This window comes from Halorhodospira halophila SL1 (assembly GCF_000015585.1).
In the GTDB taxonomy this organism is placed as follows: Bacteria; Pseudomonadota; Gammaproteobacteria; order Nitrococcales; family Halorhodospiraceae; genus Halorhodospira; species Halorhodospira halophila.
The window spans coordinates 2,360,014-2,375,119 of record NC_008789.1; the positions used below are offsets into that span (position 1 = coordinate 2,360,014).

The following is a 15,106-nucleotide window of genomic DNA, read 5'->3' on the forward strand; positions in this document are numbered from 1 at the left end:
CGCTCGGCGTGCGCCGACACAACGAACAGCACACCGCCAAGCAGGACCGCAGCGCGACCGAGCCAACGCCCCGCCGGGATGACCGGCCACTGCAGATGATGGCGGACTCTCTGGTGTGGCCGACCCCGCAGCCATCGGCGACTCAGACGCCCGGAGGGATGCGATGCGTGGTTATTCACTCGCGCACTTCCAGATCCGCTCTACATGTCGGGACTCCCTGCGAGCCTTTCACGCGTTGCGGAACGAGTAGCTGGATGAAAGTTCACCGTACGCCATTAACCCCTGGTACGGTAGGGCAACTTCCCGAAACCATCTCCGGCCATGCCGGGCGCGCGAACCCATGCAACGGCCAACGGATGCCCACCCGCCCCGCACGCGGTAGAATCGGGGCATCGCGACCGTAACCCTACGGCTCATCCACCCCTGTTCGTTAACGCGGCGGAGATATGGCCCAGTACGTCTTTACCATGAACCGGGTATCCAAGGTGGTACCCCCCAAGCGACAGATCCTCAAAGACATCTCGCTGTCCTTTTTCCCGGGCGCCAAGATCGGCGTCCTCGGCCTCAACGGGGCGGGCAAGTCCAGCCTGCTGCGCATCATGGCCGGCGAGGACCAGGAGATCGACGGCGAGGCGCGGCCGCAGCCGGGCATCAAGATCGGTTACCTGCCCCAGGAGCCGCGGCTCGACGACGACAAGGACGTGCGCGGCAACGTCGAGGAAGGCGTGGCCGAGACCAAGGCGCTGGTGGACCGCTTCAATGAGGTCTCGGCGCAGTTCGCCGACCCGGAGGCCGACTTCGACGCCCTGATCGCCGAGCAATCCAAGCTTCAGGATCAGATCGAGGCGGCCGGCGCCTGGGATCTGGACCGCAAGCTGGAGCAGGCCGCCGACGCCCTGCGCCTGCCCCCGTGGGACGCCGCCGTAGCCAACCTCTCCGGTGGCGAGCGGCGCCGCGTGGCGCTGTGCAAGCTCCTGCTCTCGGCGCCGGACATGCTCCTGCTCGATGAGCCCACCAACCACCTCGACGCCGAGAGCGTGGCGTGGCTGGAGCGTTTCCTCCACGAGTTCCCAGGCACCGTGGTGGCCGTGACCCACGACCGCTACTTCCTGGACAACGTGGCCGGGTGGATCCTCGAGCTCGACCGCGGCGAGGGCATCCCCTTCCAGGGCAACTACTCTGCGTGGCTGGAGTACAAGGAGAAGCGACTGCAGCAGGAGGCCCGCGAGGAGCAGGCCCAGCGCAAGGCGATCCAGCAGGAGCGTGAGTGGGTCCAGCAGAACCCCAAGGGCCGGCAGGCCAAGAACAAGGCCCGCATCAAGCAGTTCGAGGAGCTGCAGTCCCAGGAGTTCCAGAAGCGCAACGAGACGCAGCAGCTCTACATCCCGCCGGGGCCGCGCCTGGGCGACAAGGTAGTGATTGCCGACGGAGTGCAAAAAGCCTTTCGCGGCGAGCTGCTCTATGAGGACCTCAGCTTCATCATCCCGCCCGGCGCCATCGTCGGCCTGGTCGGTCCCAACGGCGCCGGTAAGACCACGCTGTTCCGCATGATCACCGGCGAGGAGCAGCCCGACGCCGGCACCATCGACGTCGGCGAGACTGTGGAACTGGCCTACGTGGACCAGAGCCGCGATGCCCTCAACCCGGAGAACACCGTCTGGCAGGAGATCTCCGGCGGCCACGACTACATCCGGGTGGGCAACTACGAGACCCCGTCCCGGGCCTACGTGGGCAAATTCAACTTCCGGGGCTCCGAGCAGCAGAAGCGCGTCGGCGACCTCTCCGGCGGCGAGCGCAACCGCGTTCACCTGGCCAAGCTCCTGCAGAGCGGCGGCAACACCCTGCTGCTCGACGAGCCGACCAACGACCTGGACGTGGAAACCCTGCGTGCCCTCGAAGACGCCCTGCTCACCTTCCCCGGGTGTGCCCTGGTCATCTCCCACGATCGCTGGTTCCTGGACCGGATCGCCACCCACATCCTGGCCTTCGAGGGCGAGAGCCGAACTGCCTTTATCGAGGGTAACTACCAGGATTACGAGGCCGACCGGAAGAAGCGCCTCGGCGACGAGGCGGCCCAGCCCCACCGCATCAAGTACAAGCGGCTCGGCACGGGCTGAGGCGCAACACGCTGCCTCGCTGGCGGCGGCTGCGCGCCGCCGCCAGCGGCTCAGGCACAGGGGCTCGGCTAGACACCAGCCCCTGAAGCCCTACAGACGTTACGCCTGCAAGGCCTGGTCGATATCCGCCAGGATGTCGTCGACGTGCTCCAGGCCGATGGACAGGCGCACCAGATCCCGCGATACCCCTGCGCTCTCCAGCTCCTCATCGTTGAGCTGGCGGTGCGTGGTGCTGGCCGGGTGGCAAGCCAGGGACTTGGCATCACCGATGTTCACCAGCCGGGTGATCAGCTGCAGGGCATCGATGAAGCGTGCCCCCGCCTCGAAGCCGCCCTGCACCCCGAAACTCAGGATGCTGGCCGCCCGGCCGCCCATGTAGCGATCAGCCAGGGGCTTGTAGGGGCTGTCCTCGAGGCCGGCGAACTTCACCCAGCTTACCCGCGGATGGGCCTGCAGGTACTCGGCAACCCGCTGGGCGTTGTCGCAGTGGCGGTCCATACGCACCGGCAGGGTCTCGATCCCCTGCAGCAGCTGGAAGGCGTTGAACGGCGACAGCGCGGCCCCCATGTTGCGCAACGGCACCACCCGGCAGCGGGTGATGTAGGCCGCCTCGCCCATATCCTCGGTGTAAACCACCCCATGGTAGGAGGGGTCCGGCTCGACCATCATCGGGAAGCGGTCTCCGTGGTCGGCCCAGGGGAACTTCCCGGAGTCGACGATCACCCCGCCCACCGTGGTGCCGTGCCCACCCATGTACTTGGTCAGCGAGTGGATGACGATGTCCGCGCCGTTGTCGATGGGGCGCCACAGATAGGGCGTGGGCACGGTGTTGTCGACCATCAGCGGGATGCCGTGTCGGTGGGCGATCTCGGCCAGCCGCTCGACGTCCACCACCTCACCAGAGGGGTTGCCGACACTCTCGCAGAAGAGCGCCTTGGTGCGCTCGTCGATCTGCGCCTCGAGGCGCTCGTAGTCGTCTTGGGCGGCGAAGCGAACCTCGATGCCGTGGATGGGCAGCGAGTGGGCGAAGAGGTTGTAGGTGCCGCCGTAGAGCCGCGAGGTGGAGACGATGTTGTCGCCGGCGCGGGTGATCGCCTGGATGGCGTAGGTGATCGCCGCCATGCCGGAGGCCACCGCCAGCCCACCGATGCCCCCCTCCATAGCCGCCACGCGCTGCTCGAGCACGGCGTTGGTGGGGTTCATGATCCGTGTATAGATATTGCCCTCGACCTTGAGGTCGAAGAGATCCGCCCCGTGCTGCGTGTCATCGAAGGCGTAGGAGGTGGTCTGATAGATGGGCACTGCCACCGCTCGGGTGGTCGGATCGGGGCTGTAGCCGGCGTGGACGGCCTGGGTCTCGAGTTTCAACGCGGATGACTCCTTTTGCGAGATTCCGGATCGGGCGCCCGGACCGGCTCCGGCCCGAAGGCGCGCGCACTCTGATCCAAAAGTGGCATCGCCATTGCGGGGAATCAAGCAACCGGCGGCGCTAAGCTTATGCCTGCGACGCAGATCCGGGCTGAGCCGCCGGGGGCAACATTGAATTTCGCGGCTTCGGTTGAGATACTGGCGTGATAACGATTATCCAACCAGGCACCCATCCCCGCGCCGGGCCGCGCAGGTGCGCGCCCTTCTCTTCGTTTCCCCTCGCAAGCCGTAACCGGGCTGCAGCCTTGCGGCGGCATAGCGCGCGGGCGCCTGACGAACCCGTGAGCCACAGAGCGAACCGATAGACCATGACCGATCGTAGCCAACAGATTCGCGACCAGCTTGCCCAACGCATCCTGATCCTCGACTGCGGGATGGGCACCGAGATCCAGAAGTACCCGCTTGAGGAGGCCGACTTCCGCGGCGAGCGCTTCAGCGATCACCCCTCGGAGCTCAAGGGCAACAACGACCTGCTCGTCCTGACCCGGCCCGACATCATTCGCGATATCACGCGGCAGAACCTGGACGCTGGCGTAGACATTGTCGAGACCAACACGTTCAACTCCCAGGTTCTCTCCCAGGCCGATTACGGGACCGAACACCTGGTCGATGAGCTGAACATCGAGGCGGCGAAGCTCGCCCGCGCCGTCTGCGACGAGGTCGAGCAGGAGACCGGCATCCCCCGCTTCGTCGCCGGCACCATGGGGCCAACCGGCAAGACGGCCTCCATCTCGCCGGACGTCAACAATCCCGGCCACCGCGACATCACCTTCGACCAGCTGTTCGAAGCTTACGCGCAGCAGGCCCGGGGCCTCCTCGAAGGCGGCGCTGATCTGATCCTGATCGAGACGGTCTTCGACACGCTCAACGCCAAGGCGGCCATCTACGCCCTCGAGGAGGTCTTTGAGGAATCGGGTCGGCGCCTGCCGGTCATGATCTCCGGCACCATCACCGATGCCTCCGGCCGGACCCTGTCGGGCCAGACGGCGGCGGCCTTCTGGAACTCGGTCCGCCACGCGCGGCCGATCTCCATCGGCCTGAACTGCGCCCTCGGCGCCGAGGACCTGCGCCCGCACCTGCAGGAACTGTCCAAGATTGCCGATACGCACATCTCGACCCACCCCAACGCGGGCCTGCCCAACGAGTTCGGCGAGTACGACCAGAGCCCCGAGGAGATGGCCAAGATCGTGCGCACCTTCGCCGAAGAGGGGCTGATCAACATCATCGGCGGCTGCTGCGGCACCTCGCCGGCGCACATCGCCGCCATCCGCGAGCAGGTCAAGGACTTCGCGCCGCGCCAGGTGCCGGATCTGGCGCCAGATGTGACGCGCCTCTCGGGCCTGGAGCCGTGCAACATCGGCAAGGACTCGCTGTTCGTGAACATCGGCGAGCGCGCCAACGTCACCGGCTCGGCCCGCTTCCGCCGCCTGATCAAGGAGGGCGACTACGAGACCGCCCTTGAGGTGGCCAAGGAGCAGGTGGAGAACGGCGCCCAGATCATCGACATCAACATGGACGAGGGCATGCTCGACTCCAAGGATGCGATGATCGACTTCCTCAACCTGGTCGGCTCCGAGCCGGACATCTCCCGGGTACCGATCATGATCGACTCCTCGAAGTGGGACATCATCGAGGAGGGGCTCAAGCGCATCCAGGGCAAGGGCCTGGTCAACTCCATCTCCCTCAAGGAGGGTGAGGAGGCGTTCCTGCAGCAGGCGCGCAAGCTCAAGCGCTACGGCGCCGCCGCAGTGGTCATGTGCTTCGACGAGAAGGGGCAGGCCGATACCTACGAGCGGCGCCTGGAGATCGCCGAGCGGGCGTACAACGCGCTGGTCAACGACGGCTTCGAGCCCGCCGACATCGTCTTCGACCTGAACATCTTCGCCGTCGCTACCGGCATCGAGGAGCACAACAACTACGCCGTCGACTTCATCGAGGCGACCCGCTGGGTCAAGGAGAACCTGCCCCACGCTAAGGTCTCCGGCGGCCTGTCCAACCTCTCCTTCTCGTTCCGCGGCAACGAGCCGGTCCGCGAGGCCATGCACTCGGTCTTCCTCTACCACGCCATCAAGGCGGGGCTGGACATGGCCATCGTCAACGCCGGCCAGATCGAGGTCTACGACGAGATCGACAAGGAGCTGCGCGAGCTCTGCGAGGACGTCATCCTCAACCGCCACGAAGACGCCACCGACCGCCTGCTGGAGCTGGCGGAGCGCTACAAGGGTCAGGGTGGCAAGAAGAAGGAAGAGGATCTCGCCTGGCGCGAGGAGCCGGTGGAGAAGCGCCTTGAGCATGCCCTGATCAAGGGCATCACCGACTACATCGATGTCGACGTCGAGGAGGCGCGGCAGAAGCACGACCGCCCGATCCAGGTGATCGAAGGGCCGCTGATGGACGGCATGAACACCGTCGGCGACCTCTTCGGCGAAGGCAAGATGTTCCTGCCCCAGGTGGTGAAGTCCGCCCGCGTGATGAAGCAGGCCGTCAGCCACCTGCTGCCCTACATCGAGGCCGAGAAGTCCGGCGACGACGAGCCCGCCGGCCGGGTGCTGATCGCCACGGTCAAGGGCGACGTCCACGACATCGGCAAGAACATCGTCGCCGTGGTCCTGCAGTGCAACAACTTCGAGGTCCACGACATCGGCGTCATGGTCCCCACGGAGACCATCCTGCAGAAGGCCAAGGAGGTGAAAGCCGACATCATCGGCCTCTCCGGGCTGATCACCCCGTCCCTCGACGAGATGATCGGGGTCGCCCAGGAGATGGAGCGCCAGGGCTTCACCTGCCCGCTGCTCATCGGCGGTGCGACCACCTCGCGGGTGCACACCGCGGTGAAGATCGCGCCGAATTACTCGGCCCCGAGCATCTACGTCAAGGACGCCTCGCGCGCCGTTGGCGTCGCCTCCAAGCTGGTCAGCGAGACCCAGGCTGAGCCCTACAAGCAAGAGCTGGCCGCCGAGTATCAGCAAGTGCGCGAGCAGCACGAGGCCCGGCAGAAGAAGACCAAGTGGGTCACCTTCGAGCAGGCGAAGCAGAACGCCACGCCCATCGACTGGTCCGCCCACCAGCCCATCCAGCCGCAGAAGCCCGGGGTCCAGGTACTGGACGACTACCCGCTGGAGGACCTGGTCGAGCGGATCGACTGGACGCCGTTCTTCGCGGCCTGGCAGATGCGCGGCCAGTACCCGAAGATCCTCGACGACGAGAAGCAGGGCGAGGAGGCCCGCAAGCTCTTCGACGACGCCCAGGCGATGCTCCGGCGCATCATCGATGAGAAGTGGCTGAGCGCCCGGGCGGTCTTCGGCCTCTTCCCGGCCAACAGCACGGGCGAGGACACCGAGGTATACGCCGACGAGCAGCGCAGCGAGGTGCTGGCGACCCTCTGCCACCTGCGTCAACAGACCGAGAAGGGCGAGGGCAAGCCCCACCAGTCGCTGGCCGACTTCATCGCGCCGAAGGACAGCGGCGTGCTGGACTGGATGGGCGCCTTTGCGGTCACGGCCGGCGTCGGCATCGACGAGCACGTCCGGCGCTTCGAGGAGGCCGGTGACGACTACAGCGCCATCATGCTCAAGGCGCTGGCCGACCGACTGGCCGAGGCGTTCGCCGAAAGCCTGCACGAGCAGGTGCGCAAGGACCACTGGGGTTACGCGGCCGACGAGAACCTGTCCAACGAGGACATGATCAAGGAGCGTTACCAGGGCATCCGCCCGGCGCCGGGTTACCCGGCCTGCCCCGACCACACCGAAAAGGATCGCCTGTGGGAGATCCTCAACGTCGAGGAGAACATCGGTCTGACCCTGACCGAGTCCCGGGCGATGGTCCCCACCGCCGCCGTTTCCGGCTGGTACTTCGCCCACCCGGAGGCGCGCTACTTCGGCGTTGGCAAGATCTTCCAGGATCAGGTGGAGGATTACGCCAAGCGCAAGGGGATGTCCCGCAAGGAGGCGGAGCGCTGGCTGGGGCCGAACCTCGGCTACGAGCCGGAAGACTGAGCGGGACCCACCGCTAGGAATCCCCTCGCCCGGCGCCGCGGCCGGGCGAGGGGGGTTCTATACCCGGCGTGTTACGAGGCCTCGAAGCGCTTCGTGACCTCATCCCAGTTGACCACGTCCCACCACGCCTCGACGTAGTCGGGCCGCCGGTTCTGGTAGCGCAGATAGTAGGCGTGCTCCCAGACGTCCAGACCGAGCAGCGGCGTGCCCTGCTTGGGCGCTACATCCATCAGCGGATTGTCCTGGTTGGGGGTGTCGGTGATCTCCAGGCCCCGCGAGGTCTTGATCAGCCACGCCCAGCCGGAGCCGAACCGCCCCAGGGCGGCCTGCGTGAACTGCTCGCGGAACTGGTCGAAGGAGCCGAAGGCCGAATCGATGGCCGCAGCCAGATCACCCGACGGCTTGCCGCCACCGTTCGGCGACATGACCCGCCAGAACAGATCGTGATTCCAGTGGCCGCCCCCGTTGTTGCGGATCGCCACCGGCAGGTTCGAGACACGCGCAAGCAGATCCTCCAGGCGCTGCCCGTCGTGCTCGGTCCCCGAGACGGCGTCGTTGAGCTTGGTGACGTAGGTGTTGTGGTGCTTAGTGTGGTGGATCTCCATCGTCTGGGCGTCGATGGAGCGCTCCAGATCGCCGTAGTCGTAGGGCAGATCGGGCAGTTGATAGGCCATCAGGCGGTCTCCTTTCCTTCGCGCGCGGTCGTAACGCCTGTGCGCGACTGCGCAGGGCGTACACCCTCATCATGGGCGGCCATGGCCGCGGCATCAATCCCGTGGATTCTGGGTTGTATCCCGCCCCGGCGGCGTGGCCTTCTCTGATGCACGATCGCCCGCGCGCGCTCTGCCCCGATTCAGGCGTCGCCTTAGGAAGGCCCCGCCGACGAACAGTCCGGCCACCCCGACGAGGACCAGGACGGCCCGCGTGTCGATCTCGCCCCCCCGAGCGGCCGCCTCCACTGCGCTGTAGATGGCCAGCGAGAAGACCCCCCATTTGATGCCGAGCCCGACCACCGTGGCGGCGATGAAGGTCTTCAGCGGGAGCCCCAACCAGCCGGCGCCGTAGTTCAGCGGCGGGTGGGGAAACCCGGGCAACGCCCGGATGGCGCACTGGCTGAGGAAGTCGCTGTTGCCACGGAGGATTCGGATCCAGCGGCTGTCCGCCGGCACGGCATCGCGGCCGAGCCGCCACGCCACGGCATAAGCCCCCAGAGCACCGAGAGTACTACCCGCCACCAGCGTCAGCGTAGACATCCACGGGGGATAAAACGGGGCCACGGCCCACAGGAAGAGGCTCCCCGGCAGGGCCAGCGTGAAGAGCAAGGCCTGCAGCGCAACCACCACCAGCAGCAGCCACGGGCGCTCGACCAGCTGCTCGCCCCAGGCGGCCACATCCTCGGCATCCCAGGGCCCCCACACCGCCACCGCGACCCCGATAAGCAGCACTAACCCGAGGAGGAAGGGGCGATAGCCCGGCCACCAGCGCACAGGGGGTTGAGGTAGACGCAAGCGCATGCCGCCGGATGCTACTACGAATCCGCCGGCGAGGGGCGACGACGACCGCCCGGGGTGTAGCGCACACGCACGCGGTTACCGGGGGGGAAATAGGTGAGCTCGTCGCAGAGCGAACGCACCAGCAGGATACCCCGCCCGGCGCCGACGGGCGCGTCTCGACCACGCCCACCTTCCAGGACGGGCTGGAAGTCGAACCCCTCCCCGGAGTCTTCCACCTCGATCATAATGCCCTGGCCACCGCCCCCCTCGGCGTCGCACTGCACCCGCAGGCGGATCTCGCCTTCCTGCAACTCTTCCAGGGCCCGGGTACGCTCCTGGTAGTAGGCCTCGAAACCGTCCGGGCTCCCCTTGAGCGCGGAGTCGAGCTTAAGCACCCCGTGCTCCAGGGCGTTGGTAAAAAGTTCGGAGATCACCACGTAGAGGCTCTGCCGATCCTCCTCCAGCGCCCCAAGGTCGGCGAGCAGATTCATGATCGGCGGCACCGGATTAACATGGGCCAAGGTTGCCGCGTCCAGCACCAGTTCGCTGTACCAGTTCTCCGAGGCGGCAGCGCCATACCCACGCACCTCGCCCTCGAGCAGCAACCGGTCCAGATCCAGGGACACCAGCGTGGTATCGTCGGCTTGCTCGTCGCCGCCGCGCCAGGCGCAGACCGCTTCCAGCAGCGGTTCGAAGGCGGCGACCGGGTCGCCACTGCAGAGCACATCCTCGATCCGTTCGTTGCCGAAGAGCTGACCATCCGCATCGGTGGCCTCGACGATACCGTCGGAACAGGCAAACGCGTGCAGCCCCGGCGTCAGCGCCATATACTCCAACTGACGCCGCCCCGGAGCCGTGTCGCGGATGATGCCCAACGGCAGATCCACCGAGTGGAAACGCTGCACCACGCCGCCGTCGCGGATCAGCCACACCGGAGGCATCCCGGCGTTCCAGACCCCCAGGCGATGCCCGTGGAAATCCACCTCCAGGAGGGCCCCGGTCAGGAACATGTCCGCCGGCAGGCTCCGGAAGAGCTTCTCGTTGACGTCGTCGAGCAATTCGGCGGGATGGGCGCCGCGCCCCACCCGATCGTAGAAAACCGCCGCCAGACCGGGCACACCGACCGCTGCCCCGATCCCGTGCCCGGTGAAGTCTCCGATGAGGATCAACAGGTTGCCGTTGGGCCGGCGGGCAGCGAGGAGGATATCGCCGCTGAGAATGGCCGCAGGTTGATAATGGAAGCGTACTCCGGGGGCGCGCAGGTCGCTGGACTCCGTGGCCCGGGCCACGATGCGCTCGGCGGTCTCCTGCTCCCGCTCGAGCCGCTCCTGGTGGCTACGCAGGACGTCACGCTGGGCCACCACGGTGTGGTAGAGACCGCGGGTGCGCAGCCAGGAGTCGATCTTGGCGTTGAGCTGGACCCGGCTGATGGGCTTGGTGACGAAGTCGTCGCCGCCGGCCTCGACGCACTGTGCCAGCCGCTGCTCGTCGGTGAGCGCGGTGACGAAGAGCACCGGGATGAACCCCTCGGTGTCCATGGCCTTGATCTGCCGGGTGGCCTGATAGCCGTCCATCCGCGGCATCATGATGTCCATGAGGATCATGTCCACCGGCTGCTCGCGGAACCGGGCCACCGCCTCCTCGCCATTGGTCGCCGTGATCACGTGAAAGCCCCGCGCCCCGAGGATCGCCTCGAGGAGCATGGTGTTCACCGGCTCATCATCGACGACCAGGAAGGTAGGCAGTGATTGGTCGGCCACTCTATCCACGACGTGTGCTCTGCTCCGAAACGCCCGCGCGGCCCATGGGGGTCACTCCTCGATGGTAAACAGGCGCTGGAAGTTGGCGATCTCGAGGATCTTACGCACCTCCCGGGAGCAGTTACGCAGGGCAACCTCGGCGCCCTGATCGCTGGCCGACTCCCTTAGCAGCAACAGCATACCGAGGGCGGAGCTGTCCATGTACTCGGTCTGGGACAGGTCGATGACGTAGCGACGGACACCCTCCACCCCCTTGTACGCCTGCCGGAAATCCTTATGCAGACTGAAGTCGAAAAAACCCTGGATTGACATCACCAGGGTCTGGCCGTCGTTCTCGCGTTGGGTTTCGATGCCCATCGTTCCTCGCTCCTGTATGACTGACTGTTGAGCGATGATTACGCTCGAATACCGGCGGCAGGCCACTGCCGCCGACGCGCCCCGCCCCAAGGCCCGCGTGCGCCACGACGACGGCGATCAGAATAGCTCCACGTCGCCGTGATCCATGGAGTGTTGCTCCACCTTGCGCTGGCTGGCCCGCGCCGTCTCGCGCTCCTGACGCTGCTGCGCCAGCCGCTCGCGGGCCTCGCGTAGACGCGCCGCGTACTGGCTGCCGTGGACGTCCTCCTCGGCGATGGCCTGCAGGACATTGCGCACGCCATCGAGGTAGTCATCCAAACCCTCGACCCCGGCGCGCGAGCCATCCACCAACTGCGTCACAATGTCCTCGAACTGCAGGGCACGAACGGCGTCGGCCACGTGGTGATCGATCTGTCCACTGACCTCAGAGATGCGCTTGACCTGCTGCTCCACCTGCTGATCCACGTCCTGGAGACTCTTCATCATCCCCGAGATCTGCTCCTTGGTGGTGAGGGTCACGTTCATGTCGTTGGAGGCCATCTCGCCGACCTCGGTGCGCGCCTCGTCCACCAGGTTACTGATGGTCTTGACCTCCTGAGCGATCTGCTCGTTGAACTGGTTGGCCTTCTCGGAGAGCTTGCGGACCTCCTCGGCCACCACCGCGAAACCGCGGCCGGACTCACCGGCGCGGGCCGCCTCGATGCTGGCATTGAGAGCGAGCAGGTCAGTCTGGCTGGCGATCCCTTTGAGGTCGGCGAGCAGCTTGTGGATCCGGTCCATCTGGTGGACCATATCGTCGATGCGCTCGACGGTCTTCACGCTGCGCCGACTCATGTCGACGACCATCTCGACGTAGTTGTTCAGGAAGGATTCGGTCTCGTGGACGAACTCGGCGATGCCGAACTGTTCCACGGCCGAATCCCCGCCGGTCTGCTCGATCACCGCCCGAGCCAGGCGTTCCTGTTCATCCGTGGCCTGATCCATGCCGTTGAAGCTCTGATTGAGCGACTGCACGGCGTCGCCGACGAGCCCGCGGATCTGCTCCAGGTCACTGTTCACCGTACGGAACTCGGCGTTGAGACTATCGTCGATGTCGTGGAGCAGATCGCGCAGGGCGTCTTCCAGATCCTCCACGGTATCCGTCGCCTCGTTCCACCCCGTCTCGCGTCGGCGCAGATAGCCGACCGCGGCCCAACCGCTGGCGCCGAGCACCACCGCCAGCGGTCCTGTCGCCGGCCAGGCGTAGGCGATCGCCATCGCCACCGCGGTCAACACCGACGGGGCACCATAGTGGCGCAGCCACGCCGTCTTCGGGTGGTAGACGATGGACTCGCCGTCGCGATCCTCGGCAACCTCGACCATATTCACCTCTCCTGGGTGGGTTGGGAGGGCGGCGCCACCGCCGCCTGGATCGCCTCGGCGATCCGCTCCAGCGGCAGGACCTGGTCCGCGTGGCCGGCCTTGACGGCAGCGCCCGGCATCCCCCATACGACACTGCTCGCCTCATCCTGGGCGATGGTAACCGCTCCCGCTGCCTGCATGCGCCCCAAGCCAACGGCTCCGTCGCTGCCCATGCCGGTGAGCAGCACGCCCACGGCGTTAGCACGGGCCGAGGTGGCCACCGAGTTGAACAGCACATCTACGGAAGGCCGGTGGCGGTTGACCAGTTCCCCCTCCGTGACCCGGCAAATGTACTTGCTACCGTCCCGGTGCAACTCCAGGTGGTACCCGCCGGGCGCGATGTAGACGTGCCCGGGCAACACCCGCTGTCCGTCCTGCGCCTCGTGTACCGAGACCGCGCAGAGGTGATCGAGCCGCTGGGCGAAGGCCGCCGAGAACCCCGGCGGCATGTGCTGGGTGATCACCGTGGCCGGCGCGTTGGGCGGCATCACTTCGAGCAGCCGCTGCACCGCCACGGTGCCACCGGTGGAGGCGCCGATGGCCACGACCTTATCTGTGGTGCGCTGGTGGGGGCGAGGCGGGGCTGCGGCCGCGCTTCGTGCGGGGCCGGGCCGGACCCGCGCCTGCGCCGCGGCGCGCACCTTGGCCACGATCTCGTCCCGATACCCCTCCAGCGCATAGCTGACATCGGCTTTCGGCTTGGTGACGAAGTCCACGGCGCCCAGCGCGAGCGCCTCCAGGGTCTCCTCGGCGCCGACCTCGGTCAGCGAAGAGACCATGACCACCGGCATGGGGCGCAGCCGCATCAGATTGCGCAGGAAGGTGATGCCGTCCATGCGCGGCATCTCGACGTCGAGGGTCAGGACATCGGGATTGAGCTGCTTGATCTTCTCACGGGCGTCGTAGGGGTCCCGGGCCGTCCCCACAACCTCGATGCCCTCTTCCGCTGCGAACAGCTCGGCCAGCAGCCGCCGGATCAGCGCGGAGTCGTCGACAATCAGGACCCGGATCATACCGCGCTGCGTCCTCAAAACAGGTCGACGTCGCCGGAGACCGGCTGCTCGTCGATCTCGTGGAGGTAGTGCTCCTCGCGGCGCACGACGGTGTCGTTGCGCGTGCGCAGGAGCTTCTTCGACCGCGCCCGTCCGCTCTCGGGGAAGTACTGCACCTTCCGGGGATACTGGCCACCCAGATCTCGACCGATCAGCCGCAGACCCTCCGTCCGCACATAGCTTTCGGCAAACTCGATGTTCCGTTTCCCCACATCGGTGACCCCGGCCAGCACCCGCCCACCGCCGAAGAGCTTGACCTCCAGCTCCTGGCGCTGACCGCCCAGGGCGAGGACGCGGTTGATCAGCTGCTCCATGGCGTGATTGCCGTACCGGGTCGCGGTACTCAGTGGATCGCCCTCCCAGTGGTTCGGATCGCCTCCGCGGACAGGCAGCATGAAGTGGTTCATGCCCCCGACCCCCAGGCGCCGATCCCGAACGCAGGCCGAGACACAGGAGCCGAGCGTGGTGACGATCATCTCATTGCCGCGGGTGACATAGAACTCTCCGGGCAGGATCTTGGCCGCGAAGACCTGATGCTCCGGATCCCAGTAGCGGTTGATGTGCCCGAACCCCGGCAGACAGTCGGGCACGGTAACGCCGCGGTTGCGAAACGCCCCCAGCTGCATGGTACTCATCCGACCTTGCGGTAGATGGTGCGGCCGTGGGATTCAAACCGCTCACTGACCCGCCAGAGGGTCTCCGAGTGGCCGATGTAGAGCCACGCCTGCGGGGTCATGACACCGACCATGCGCTCGAAGAGCCGACGCTGGATGTCCTTGTTGAAGTAGATGATCACGTTGCGGCAAAAAACGATATCGAACGGTTCGCGAAACGGCCAGTCGTGCAGGAGATTGAGCTGATGGAACGACACCAGACGCTGCAACTCAGGGCGTACCCGAACCATACCCTCCTTGCTGCCCTTGCCGCGCAGGAAGTGAGCACGCAGCCGTTCTCGGCTCAGGCCGGCCACCCGCTTGTGGTCGTAGACCCCGCGGGCACACTGCTCCAGCACGTTGCTGTCTAGGTCGGTACCGAGGATGTGCACCCGATCCGCTGCGCGCTCGCCGAAGACCTCTCGGGCGACGATGGCCGCCGAGTAGACCTCCTCGCCGGTGGAGCAGCCGGCCGACCAGATGCGCACTCGGCCCGAGGACGCGGCAAGCACCTCGGCCAGATGCTCGAAGTGGTGCGCCTCGCGGAAGAACGCGGTCAGGTTGGTGGTCAGCGCATTGACGAAGTGCGCCATCTCCCGGCGCTGGGGATCCCCCAGGAGGTGCTCCCGGTAGGCCGCGAAATCGCGCAGGCCGAGGGCGCGCAGCCGGCGCGCGAGGCGCGAGTAGACCATGTCGCTCTTCGCCTCGCTGAGCTGGATACCCGTCTCCCGGCCCACCGTCTCGCGAATCCATTCGAAGTCCTCGCGGGTAAAGCGAAACTCACGCTCACCGCCCACGGTGGCCCTCCTGGCCGATTGCTGCGCTGCGCATCAAAACCGCACTCTCCGCC

Annotated in this window: 11 protein-coding genes; 2 read left to right on the forward strand and 9 right to left on the reverse strand. The window is 66.5% G+C overall.

Going from position 1 to position 15,106, the window contains the following annotated elements:
• The first annotated feature begins 446 nt into the window (after positions 1-446).
• Complete coding sequence (gene ettA, locus HHAL_RS10875; RefSeq protein WP_011814938.1) at positions 447-2,117, forward strand: energy-dependent translational throttle protein EttA; 1,671 nt, start codon at positions 447-449, stop codon at positions 2,115-2,117.
• Positions 2,118-2,216: 99 nt separating this feature from the next.
• Here ettA and HHAL_RS10880 read toward each other — a convergent pair whose 3' ends face one another.
• The gene (locus tag HHAL_RS10880) at positions 2,217-3,485 is read right to left on the reverse strand and encodes a bifunctional O-acetylhomoserine aminocarboxypropyltransferase/cysteine synthase (protein WP_011814939.1); all 1,269 of its coding nucleotides are present in this window, start codon (positions 3,483-3,485) and stop codon (positions 2,217-2,219) included.
• Positions 3,486-3,853: 368 nt separating this feature from the next.
• On the opposite strand from HHAL_RS10880, the gene metH reads away from it, so the two are divergent.
• On the forward strand, positions 3,854-7,540 hold the full coding sequence (gene metH / locus HHAL_RS10885) for a methionine synthase (RefSeq protein WP_011814940.1): 3,687 nt from the start codon (positions 3,854-3,856) through the stop codon (positions 7,538-7,540).
• Between the two features lie 71 nt (positions 7,541-7,611).
• Here metH and HHAL_RS10890 read toward each other — a convergent pair whose 3' ends face one another.
• The 8 genes from HHAL_RS10890 to HHAL_RS10925 form a co-directional block, all read right to left on the reverse strand.
• Positions 7,612-8,214, reverse strand: coding sequence for a superoxide dismutase (locus HHAL_RS10890; RefSeq protein ID WP_011814941.1), 603 nt, complete (start codon positions 8,212-8,214; stop codon positions 7,612-7,614).
• Between the two features lie 93 nt (positions 8,215-8,307).
• Positions 8,308-9,054: a TVP38/TMEM64 family protein gene (locus HHAL_RS10895; RefSeq protein WP_011814942.1), complete on the reverse strand. Its 747-nt coding sequence runs from the start codon at positions 9,052-9,054 to the stop codon at positions 8,308-8,310.
• A gap of 14 nt (positions 9,055-9,068) precedes the next feature.
• Entirely contained in the window at positions 9,069-10,793 is a 1,725-nt protein-coding gene (locus tag HHAL_RS10900) for an ATP-binding SpoIIE family protein phosphatase (protein WP_049751668.1), read from the reverse strand.
• A 51-nt stretch (positions 10,794-10,844) separates the two neighbouring features.
• Positions 10,845-11,150, reverse strand: a complete 306-nt coding sequence (locus tag HHAL_RS10905) for an STAS domain-containing protein (RefSeq protein ID WP_011814944.1) — start codon at positions 11,148-11,150, stop codon at positions 10,845-10,847.
• A 117-nt stretch (positions 11,151-11,267) separates the two neighbouring features.
• Positions 11,268-12,512: a methyl-accepting chemotaxis protein gene (locus HHAL_RS10910; RefSeq protein WP_011814945.1), complete on the reverse strand. Its 1,245-nt coding sequence runs from the start codon at positions 12,510-12,512 to the stop codon at positions 11,268-11,270.
• Between the two features lie 2 nt (positions 12,513-12,514).
• Positions 12,515-13,564, reverse strand: a complete 1,050-nt coding sequence (locus tag HHAL_RS10915) for a protein-glutamate methylesterase/protein-glutamine glutaminase (RefSeq protein ID WP_011814946.1) — start codon at positions 13,562-13,564, stop codon at positions 12,515-12,517.
• A 14-nt stretch (positions 13,565-13,578) separates the two neighbouring features.
• Positions 13,579-14,229 (reverse strand): chemoreceptor glutamine deamidase CheD, encoded by a 651-nt coding sequence (cheD, locus tag HHAL_RS10920; protein WP_011814947.1) that lies wholly within the window; start codon positions 14,227-14,229, stop codon positions 13,579-13,581.
• A 5-nt stretch (positions 14,230-14,234) separates the two neighbouring features.
• On the reverse strand, positions 14,235-15,053 hold the full coding sequence (locus HHAL_RS10925) for a CheR family methyltransferase (protein ID WP_011814948.1): 819 nt from the start codon (positions 15,051-15,053) through the stop codon (positions 14,235-14,237).
• Between the last annotated feature and the right edge of the window lie 53 nt (positions 15,054-15,106).

Bases quoted from the DNA above. Each gene is read 5' to 3' on its own strand.
- ettA (WP_011814938.1), top strand. From the start codon at position 447: ATGGCCCAGTACGTCTTTACCATGAACCGGGTATCCAAGGTGGTACCC.
- metH (WP_011814940.1), top strand. From the start codon at position 3,854: ATGACCGATCGTAGCCAACAGATTCGCGACCAGCTTGCCCAACGCATC.
- HHAL_RS10890 (WP_011814941.1), bottom strand. From the start codon at position 8,214: ATGGCCTATCAACTGCCCGATCTGCCCTACGACTACGGCGATCTGGAG.
- HHAL_RS10895 (WP_011814942.1), bottom strand. From the start codon at position 9,054: ATGCGCTTGCGTCTACCTCAACCCCCTGTGCGCTGGTGGCCGGGCTAT.
- HHAL_RS10905 (WP_011814944.1), bottom strand. From the start codon at position 11,150: ATGGGCATCGAAACCCAACGCGAGAACGACGGCCAGACCCTGGTGATG.
- HHAL_RS10910 (WP_011814945.1), bottom strand. From the start codon at position 12,512: ATGGTCGAGGTTGCCGAGGATCGCGACGGCGAGTCCATCGTCTACCAC.
- HHAL_RS10915 (WP_011814946.1), bottom strand. From the start codon at position 13,564: ATGATCCGGGTCCTGATTGTCGACGACTCCGCGCTGATCCGGCGGCTG.
- cheD (WP_011814947.1), bottom strand. From the start codon at position 14,229: ATGCAGCTGGGGGCGTTTCGCAACCGCGGCGTTACCGTGCCCGACTGT.